Genomic DNA, 7,028 nt, shown 5'->3' with positions numbered 1-7,028 from the left:
GGTTGGGGGGTGGCGGTGGGGCCCTGCACGGCGGGTTTGCCGTTCTTCCAGGTGACCTTGTCGAGCCAGACCTGGCGGCCGGGGTCGGTGCTGCCCTCCTGGCCGGGCGGCCAGGCGTGGTAGACCAGCCAGGTCCGGCCGTCCTTGACGACCATCGAGGCGTGGCCGGGGCCGGAGGCGACCTCGTTGGTCTTCAGGATCGGGTTCTCGGCGGCCTTCACGCAGGGGCCGGTCGGGCTCTCGCAGACGGCGTAGCCCTCGGCGTACGTGGCCCGGTCGTACGCGTTGGCGGCGAAGAAGAGGTACAACCGCCCGTCGTGGCGGTGGAAGAACGGGCCCTCGATCAGGGTGCCCTCCCACGGCTCGGTCTGCTTCAGCAGCTTCGTCGGCTTGCCGATGAGCTTCAGCCCGTCGTCGGAGAGGCGCTGCGACCAGAGCCAGGTGTCCACCCCGATCGCGTTGCCGTCGTTCTTCCAGAGCAGCCAGAGGCTGCCGTCGGTGTCCCGGAACGGGCTCGCGTCGATCGCCCCGCCCAACTCGGCCTGGCAGATGAACGGCTCGGTCGAGTCGTCCCGGTACGGCCCCTGCGGACTGCTGGCCACCGCCCGCCCCACGCACTGCCGGCCGGCATCCCGCCCGGCGACGGTGTAGTAGAGCAGGAACCGGTCCGGGGCGAGTTGGATCGCCTCCGGCGCCCAGGTCTTGCCGGGGTCCGCCCAGCCGGGCAGCTCGGGCAGGGCGTCCTCGGCCTCGCTCCAGTCGACCAGGTCGGCCGAGCGCCGCACCGGCACGTTGCGGCCGCCGCTGTTGGTGTGGAACAGCCACCAGGCGTCGCCGGCCCGCATCACCTGCGGGTCGGGGGCGTCGGCGCGTAGCACGGGGTTGGTGAACATGCTCGGGTCGCTCCGCGTACTCGTCGGGTCGTCGGCACCGTTCTCGCCGCAGCCGGCGACGAGCAGTGCGGCGGCGAGGACCGCCGCCGCACCGCGTAACCGGGTGTGCCCGGCGCTCATCCCTTCAGGCCGCTGCGCGAGACGCCCTGGATGATGTGCCGCTGGGCCGCCACGAAGAGGATCAGCACCGGCACGCTGGCCAGCACCGCCCCGGCCATGATCACCGGGTAGTCGCTGACGTAGGCGCCCTGGAGCAGGCCCAGGCCCGCCGGCAGGGTCAGCCGCTCCGGGCTGAACAGGACGTAGATCGGCCAGAGGAAGTCGTTCCAGTTGGTCAGGAACGACAGCACCGCCAGCGTGGCCAGGGCCGGCTTGGAGAGCGGCAGCAGCACCTGCGTGAAGATCTGCCAGTGGTTGGCGCCGTCCAGCACCGCCGCCTCCTCCAGCTCGGCGGGGATGCTGAGGAAGAACTGCCGCAGGAAGAACACCCCGAACGCGCTGGCCGCGCCGGGCACGATCACCACGGTCAGGGTGTCCAGCCAGCCGAGCCGGTCGGCGATCACGAAGTTCGGGATGATCAGCGAGGTGGGCGGGATGAACAGGGTCCCCACGATCAGCGCGAAGCTGACCGCCCGGCCGCGGAACCGGAGCCGGGCCAGCGCGTACGCGGCCATCGAGGCGGTGACCAGCACCAGCAGCGCGTGCAGGGTGGCCGCCAGCATGCTGTTGACGAACCAGCGCAGTACCGGGTTCGAGGTGTTGCCGAGGATCTGCTCGTAGCCGTAGGTGGAGAACGGCTGGGGCACGAAGCTCGGCGGGATCTTCTGGGCGTCGCCGTAGGTCTTCACCGAGGTGATCGCCATCCAGAGCAGCGGGGTCAGGAAGACCAGGGCCAGCAGCACCAGGACCGCGTAGCGCGTGAAGCGGCGGAGAGTCGTCATGGTCGGCCCCTCAGTCTTCCCGGTACCGGAAGAACCGGAAGTTGACGATGCTGATCACCGTGAGTGCCAGCGCGAAGACGATGCTCATCGCGGCGGCCCGGCCGGCGTCGTTGTCCCGCAGTCCCTCGTCCACGATCCGCCAGACCACCGTGCGGGTCTGCTGGCCCGGCGCGCCCTGGGTGATCAGGAACGACTGCCCGAAGACGTTCGCCGAGGCGAGGATCGTGGTGGTCAGCACGAAGAGCATGACCGGGCGCAGCCCGGGCAGGGTGACGTTGCGGAACCGGTCCCAGGCGTTCGCCCCGTCCATCCTCGCCGCCTCGTAGAGCTCCGGCGAGATGTCCTGCAGGCCGGCCAGGTAGATCACCGCGTTGAACCCGGAGGTCCACCAGACGGTGACCCCGACCAGCGACACCCAGGCCCAGGGCACGTCGGTCACCCACGGGGTGTCCGACGGCAGGCCGACCGCGCCGAGCAGCCGGTTGACCAGGCCCAGGTTGGCGTCGAGCAGGAAGCGCCAGAGCAGGCCGATCACCGCCACCCCGAGCACGTACGGCGCGAAGTAGAGCGCCCGGAAGAACGTCCGGCCCGGGAACGACCGGTTGAGCAGCAGCGCCAGCCCCAGCGGTACGACCACCAGCAGCGGCACCGAGAAGACCGTGAAGATCGCGGTGGCCCGGACACTGGACCACCAGTCGCCGTAGATGGCCGACTCGCTGTCGAAGAGGTCACGGTAGTTGTCCAGCCCGACGAAGGGCCGGTTGGGCAGTTGGAGGTCCCACTGGTGGACGCTCAGCCAGACGCCGAAGAGGATCGGCAGCAGCCCGAACGCCAGGAAGAGCAGCAGGTACGGCGCGAGGAAGAGGTACGGGGTCGCGCGGCTGCCCCGCTCCGTCGCGCCCCGGCGGTTCTTCCCGCCCGCCGGGGGCGGCGCCTCCTTGCGCGCCGCCCCGACCTCGATCACGTCCGCCACGGGAACTCAGCTCCCGTACTTCTTGCGGTTGTCCTCCAGCTGCTTGGTCGCCTTGGCTGCGCCGTCGTCGAGGGCCTGCTTGGGCGACTTCTTGCCCAGCACGGCCTCGTTGAAGGAGGTGTAGAAGGTGGTGACCACCTCGCCCAGCCCGGGAACGGCCGGCGGGAAGGCCGCGTAGTCCAGCTCCGGGGCGAGGGTGGCGACGTTCGGGATGGCCTTGAACTCGGCGCCCTCCCGGACCTCCTTGCGGGCCGGGACCTGACCGCCCTTCGCCCAGTCCAGCGAGTGCTCGCTGAGCCAGTTGATGAACACCTTCGCGCCAGAGATCTTGTTGTTGTCGGCGCTGCGCTGCTTGACGATGGTGAAGTTGTGCGAGTTCGCCCAGGCGGCCTTCTGGCTGCCGATCTGCGGCAGCTCGGCGACGCCGATCTGCGCGCTCGGGTCCTTGGCGATGTCGTTGATCTGCCAGATGCCGTTGAAGTTGAAGGCGTTCTTGCCGCTCTTGAGGGCCAGGTAGTCGGCGTCCTGGCCGACGTTCGACGGCGAGTGCCCCTGCTTGATCAGGTCGACCAGCCAGGTGCACGCCTCGATCGCCGGGTCGGAGTTGAAGGTGGCCTTGGTGACCTCGGCGTCGAAGAGGGTGCCGCCCCACTGGTGCAGCAGCGAGTAGAACGTCATGCCGCCGGTGAACTGGAACGGGCTGATCCAGAAGCCCTGCACGCCGGACTTCTTCAGCTCGGTCAGCGCGGCGGTGAACTCGTCCCGGGTGGTCGGCGGCTTGTTCGGGTCCAGGCCGGCCTTCTGCATGACGGCCTTGTTGTAGTAGAAGCCGAGCGGGTGCATGTCCAGCGGGATGCCGTACCGCTTGTTGTTGTAGAGGCCGCCCTTCCAGACGGTCGGCGCGAAGTCGCCCTCGCTGAGCTCCAGGGCCTTGGCCACGTCGTCCAGCTCGGTGATCACGCCGCGGGCGGCGAAGGTGGCCAGCTGGTCCATGTGCATGACCGCGATGTCCGGGCCCGAGCCGCTGGAGACCGCACCGGGGAGCTTGCTGTAGTAGTCGTCCCACCGGTAGGTGTTCACCGCGATCGCGATGTTCTGGTGCTCGGAGTTGAACTGCTCGACGAGCTTCTTGAAGATGTCGCCGTCGCCGCCGGTGAAGCCGTTCCACAGGTTCAGCGAGACCTTGGGGCCGGTGTACTCCTTGCCACCGTTGCCGGTCGCGGTCGACTTGCTGGCGCTGCCGCCGCCGCAGCCGGCGAGGGTCAGCGACGCGGCCGCGCCGAGGCCCACGCCGAGCCCGAGCAGCCGCCGGCGGCTCATTTCGTTCTGCATCATGCGGGTTTCTCCTTGGGGGACGGGGTGAAGTATTCCCCTGGTCAGGGCCGCGACGCGAAACGCAGCACGTTCCAGGAGACCGCCGGCAGGCGTACGGTGCAGCGACCGCCGTCGGGGGTGGGGGTGGGCAGTGCGCGAGGCGTCACCCGCTCGGGCTCGGCCTCGGTGTTGATCGCCTCCGGGTCGTCCCCGGCGGCGAGACTCAGGTGCTCGACCGCGCGCAGGCCGGGCAGGCCGCGCAGGTCGAGCTCGAGCGGGAGATCGTCGGAGCCCCGGTTGACCGCGAAGACGGTCAGCGCGCCGGACTCCTCGTCGTGCACCGCCACGGTGTCCAGCACCGGCACCGCGCCGAACCGCTTCGTCTCGTAGTCCGGCGTGACCGGCTCGGTGCGCAGCACCGTGCCCCGGGCGTACCGGGCGGTGAGGGCGAACGGGTGGAAGATGCTCTGCCGCCAGGCCGGCCCGCCGGTGCGGGTGCGGATCGGGGCGATCACGTTGGCCAGCTGCGCCTGGCAGGCGACGCCGACCCGGTCGGCGTGCCGGAGCAGGGTGATCAGCAGGTCACCGACGACCACCGCGTCGACCGCGGTGAAGTCATCCTCGATCAGTGCGGGCGCCTCGACCCAGCCGCGCCGGTCCAGGTCGGCCTTGAGCCGGGACTCGTACCAGACGTTCCACTCGTCGAAGGAGACCTTGAGCTTGCGCCGGTGCCGCTGCTTGGCGGCCACGTGGTCGGCGGTGGCGACCACCTCGCGGATGAAGTTGTCCATGTCCACGGCCGAGGCCAGGATGCTGGCCTGGTCGCCGTCGGACGGGTCGTAGTAGGTGTGCGCGGAGATGTAGTCGACGTGCTCGTAGGTGTGCTCCAGCACCGTCGCCTCCCAGGAGGCGTAGGTGGGCATCCGCCGGTTGGAGCTGCCGCAGGCGACCAGGCTGATCGAGGGGTCGATCATCTTCATCGCCCGGGCGGTCTCGGCGGCGAGCCGGCCGTACTCGTCGGCGGTCTTGTGGCCGACCTGCCACGGACCGTCCAGCTCGTTGCCGAGGCACCAGAGCCGCACCCCGTACGGCTCCTCGACGCCGTGCTTGCGGCGCAGGTCCGACAGCTGGGTGCCGCCCGGGTGGTTGGCGTACTCCAGCAGGTCGCAGGCCTCCTGCACGCCCCGGGTGCCCAGGTTGACGGCCATCATCGGCTCGACGTCGGCCTCGGCGGCCCAGGTCATGAACTCGTCCAGCCCGAAGGCGTTGGTCTCGATGGTCTTCCAGGCCAGGTCGAGCCGGCGCGGGCGGTCGCCGACCGGGCCGACGCCGTCCTCCCAGCGGTACCCGGAGACGAAGTTGCCGCCGGGGTAGCGGACCACGGAGACGCCCAGCTCGCGGGTGAGCGAGAGCACGTCGCCGCGCAGGCCGCGCGAGTCGGCGGTGGGGTGGCCGGGCTCGTAGACCCCGCCGTAGACGCAGCGCCCCATGTGCTCGACGAAAGAGCCGAAGAGCCGCCGGTCAGCGGGGCCGATCGCGAAGGCCGGATCGATCGTCAGCCGGGCGTTGCGCAAGGGGTGCCACCTTTCCTTGTCGTACCCGGAGTGACTGCGGTCACCCCGTACCACAGGTTTCTACAACGTTGTAAGCAACGTTGTAAAGAGGGCGGCGCGCGATAGAGTCCGGGGACGACGACCCCGGGGAGGGATGAGATCGTGCGACACAGGCTCAAGGACGTGGCCGAGCGGGCCGGCGTGTCGGTCAAGACGGTCTCGAACGTGGTCAACGGCTACCTGCACGTCCGGCCGGACACCCGGGCCCGGGTCGAGGAGGCGATCGCCGAGCTGAACTACCGGCCCAACCTCTCCGCCCGCAACCTGCGCAAGGGGCGCACCGGCGTGATCGCGCTGGCCGTGCCGGAGCTGGACATCCCGTACTTCGCGGAACTGGCCCGGCACGTCGTCACCGCCGCCGCCGAACGCGGGTGGACCGTGCTGATCGACCAGACCGGCGGTGGGGCCGAGCGCGAACGGGTCGCCGCCGCTGGCATCGGCGACCACATGATCGACGGTCTGATCCTCAGCCCGCTGGCGCTCACCGCCGAGGACCTCGCCGGCCTCGACGGCACGCCGATGGTGCTGCTCGGCGAGCGGGTGGACCACGGCCCGGCTGACCACGTCGGTATCGACAACGTGGCCGCCGCCCGGGAGATCACCGCTCACCTCGTCGGCCTCGGCCGCCGCCGGATCGCCGCGGTCGGGTCGCAGCGCACCCCCGAGGGCGCCAGCGCCCGGCTGCGCCTGGCCGGCTACGCCGCCGCGCTCGCCGACGCCGGCATCGCCTACGACGAGGCCCTGGTGGCGCCCGCGCCGGCCTGGCACCGCGCGGACGGCGCCGCCGCCGTCCGCCACCTGCTCGCCACCGGGGTACGCCCCGACGCCGTCTTCTGCTTCAACGACACCCTCGCCCTCGGCGCCCTGCGCGCCCTGCACGAGGCCGGCCTGCGGGTGCCCGCGGACGTCGCGGTGGCCGGCTTCGACGACATCGAGGACGGCCGGTTCAGCGTGCCCACGCTCACCACCATCGCCCCCGACAAGGAGCGCATCGGCCGCCTCGCGGTTGAGATGCTGGCCGCCCGCGTCGACGGCGACCGCGAGACCCCGCCCCGCGACCTCACCGCCCCCTACCGCCTAACCCCCCGCGAAAGCACCCACCCCGCCTGACCTCCCGCCCCGCCCACTCGCTGGTCCTCGTTGATCATGAAGTTGTTGCCCGCCCCATCGGGGTGGTTTCTAGGCTTCAGTGCAACTGATCTTGGTTGGGCTGGGGGTGCTGGTGGCGAGGCCGGGTGTGTTGACGTTCGGGCATCGGCAGGTGTTGGAGCATTTGTGGGCTTCGGGTCGGACG

General features: G+C 70.5%; 6 protein-coding genes. 1 reads left to right on the top strand and 5 read right to left on the bottom strand.

The annotated features are described in order from the left end of the window. The 5 genes from KBX37_RS32860 to KBX37_RS32840 form a co-directional block, all read right to left on the bottom strand. Positions 1-1,013, bottom strand: a 1,013-nt coding sequence (locus tag KBX37_RS32860; protein WP_210779720.1) for a glycoside hydrolase family 43 protein, incomplete at its 3' end; no start/stop codon positions are given. Next, the gene (locus KBX37_RS32855) at positions 1,010-1,834 is read right to left on the bottom strand and encodes a carbohydrate ABC transporter permease (RefSeq protein ID WP_154941730.1); all 825 of its coding nucleotides are present in this window, start codon (positions 1,832-1,834) and stop codon (positions 1,010-1,012) included. The genes KBX37_RS32855 and KBX37_RS32860, both read right to left, overlap by 4 nt. A gap of 10 nt (positions 1,835-1,844) precedes the next feature. Further along, positions 1,845-2,807 (bottom strand): carbohydrate ABC transporter permease, encoded by a 963-nt coding sequence (locus KBX37_RS35760; RefSeq protein WP_210779719.1) that lies wholly within the window; start codon positions 2,805-2,807, stop codon positions 1,845-1,847. Positions 2,808-2,813: 6 nt separating this feature from the next. After that, positions 2,814-4,142 (bottom strand): ABC transporter substrate-binding protein, encoded by a 1,329-nt coding sequence (locus KBX37_RS32845; RefSeq protein WP_210779718.1) that lies wholly within the window; start codon positions 4,140-4,142, stop codon positions 2,814-2,816. A 41-nt stretch (positions 4,143-4,183) separates the two neighbouring features. Further along, complete coding sequence (locus KBX37_RS32840; protein ID WP_210779717.1) at positions 4,184-5,695, bottom strand: alpha-N-arabinofuranosidase; 1,512 nt, start codon at positions 5,693-5,695, stop codon at positions 4,184-4,186. A 141-nt stretch (positions 5,696-5,836) separates the two neighbouring features. Between KBX37_RS32840 and KBX37_RS32835 the strand changes: the two genes are divergently transcribed. Further along, positions 5,837-6,844, top strand: a complete 1,008-nt coding sequence (locus tag KBX37_RS32835) for a LacI family DNA-binding transcriptional regulator (RefSeq protein WP_210779716.1) — start codon at positions 5,837-5,839, stop codon at positions 6,842-6,844. Positions 6,845-7,028: the final 184 nt, after the last annotated feature.

The sequence above is a fragment of the Micromonospora sp. U56 genome, assembly GCF_018070095.1.
Lineage (GTDB): Bacteria > Actinomycetota > Actinomycetes > Mycobacteriales > Micromonosporaceae > Micromonospora > Micromonospora purpureochromogenes.
Note: the sequence above shows the minus strand (reverse complement) of the source record. Positions and strands in the feature narration are given on the sequence as shown.